The 1,944-nt window shown below is 45.6% G+C and carries 1 protein-coding gene and 1 rRNA gene; both read left to right on the top strand.

Annotation, left to right across the window (positions count from 1 at the left end; genetic code table 11):
* The coding region (locus DA100_RS08170) for a phosphoadenosine phosphosulfate reductase family protein (RefSeq protein ID WP_171052177.1) at nt 1-289 on the top strand (289 nt) is incomplete at its 5' end.
* Between the two features lie 624 nt (nt 290-913).
* Nucleotides 914-1,944, top strand: a 16S ribosomal RNA gene (locus tag DA100_RS08175); the annotation flags it as partial.

The following is a 1,944-nucleotide window of genomic DNA, read 5'->3' on the forward strand; positions in this document are numbered from 1 at the left end:
GCAATCTAAGTCACGTACCAACTTGCCGATCTTGTCTATCCAAAATGGTGTGTTTAAATTCCTACCCGTAATCGACTGGACTAATAAAGATGTTCATTACTACCTAGAAGAACATGGTCTGCCATATCACCCGCTAAGAGATGAAGGTTATCTGTCCGTTGGTGATACCCATACCACGAAAAAATGGGAACCAGGAATGAGTGAAGAAGAAACTCGTTTCTTTGGTTTAAAGCGTGAATGTGGACTTCATGAAGATGATGGTAATGAGCAAGATGGTTCCGGTATCTAATCTGCTCTCTTATATATAAGAAGAAAGGTCGCAATGCGGCCTTTTCTTTTGTCTAAAAAATAGCAATTGTGGATAACTCTGTGAGTATGATGTTTGCTTATTTTGGGTAAAGTTGGATAAATAAAACTTTGAGCGAAAAAACGACATTTAGATGTTATTTTTGCAATTTTTTCAAAATAACGCTTGCCAATGTGAGCGCGATCTCTATAATGCCACCTCGTCGACAGGGCAAGAGCTCACAAGGGTTCAAGCGAAGTCGATACGGTTAACTAGCCAAGCAAGTTGCTTGAAAAAAAAGTTTGAAAAAAGTGGTTGACACTAAAACTTAAATCGCTAGAATGGCCGCCTCTTCCGAGTGATACAAATCACGCAGAAGAGAAGCTCTTTAAAAATATAGACCTATCAATCTGTGTGGGCACTCGTTGATGATAATCCAATTAGAAATTTCTCTAAATAAAGAGGGGTTTCAAATTAGGTTTCAATGAAACGAAGTGACCATTCGAATTGGGCAACAGCCTTGAGCTGTTTTGTTTTACTTTTTCAAAAGTAAAGACCAATAAGAGCACAGTCAATTCAAACATTACTTATGTAATGTTCAGTATTCATTGAGCCGAACAAAATCTTAAATTGAAGAGTTTGATCATGGCTCAGATTGAACGCTGGCGGCAGGCCTAACACATGCAAGTCGAGCGGAAACGAGTTAACTGAACCTTCGGGGAACGTTAACGGCGTCGAGCGGCGGACGGGTGAGTAATGCCTGGGAAATTGCCCTGATGTGGGGGATAACCATTGGAAACGATGGCTAATACCGCATAATAGCCCGGTTCTTCGGAATTGGTCTCAAAGAGGGGGACCTTTTAGGCCTCTCGCGTCAGGATATGCCCAGGTGGGATTAGCTAGTTGGTGAGGTAATGGCTCACCAAGGCGACGATCCCTAGCTGGTCTGAGAGGATGATCAGCCACACTGGAACTGAGACACGGTCCAGACTCCTACGGGAGGCAGCAGTGGGGAATATTGCACAATGGGCGCAAGCCTGATGCAGCCATGCCGCGTGTATGAAGAAGGCCTTCGGGTTGTAAAGTACTTTCAGCAGTGAGGAAGGTGGATATGTTAATAGCATATTCATTTGACGTTAGCTGCAGAAGAAGCACCGGCTAACTCCGTGCCAGCAGCCGCGGTAATACGGAGGGTGCGAGCGTTAATCGGAATTACTGGGCGTAAAGCGCATGCAGGTGGTTTGTTAAGTCAGATGTGAAAGCCCGGGGCTCAACCTCGGAATTGCATTTGAAACTGGCAAACTAGAGTACTGTAGAGGGGGGTAGAATTTCAGGTGTAGCGGTGAAATGCGTAGAGATCTGAAGGAATACCGGTGGCGAAGGCGGCCCCCTGGACAGATACTGACACTCAGATGCGAAAGCGTGGGGAGCAAACAGGATTAGATACCCTGGTAGTCCACGCCGTAAACGATGTCTACTTGGAGGTTGTGGCCTTGAGCCGTGGCTTTCGGAGCTAACGCGTTAAGTAGACCGCCTGGGGAGTACGGTCGCAAGATTAAAACTCAAATGAATTGACGGGGGCCCGCACAAGCGGTGGAGCATGTGGTTTAATTCGATGCAACGCGAAGAACCTTACCTACTCTTGACATCTACAGAAG

The sequence above is a fragment of the Vibrio sp. Hep-1b-8 genome (assembly GCF_006124995.1).
GTDB lineage: Bacteria > Pseudomonadota > Gammaproteobacteria > Enterobacterales > Vibrionaceae > Vibrio.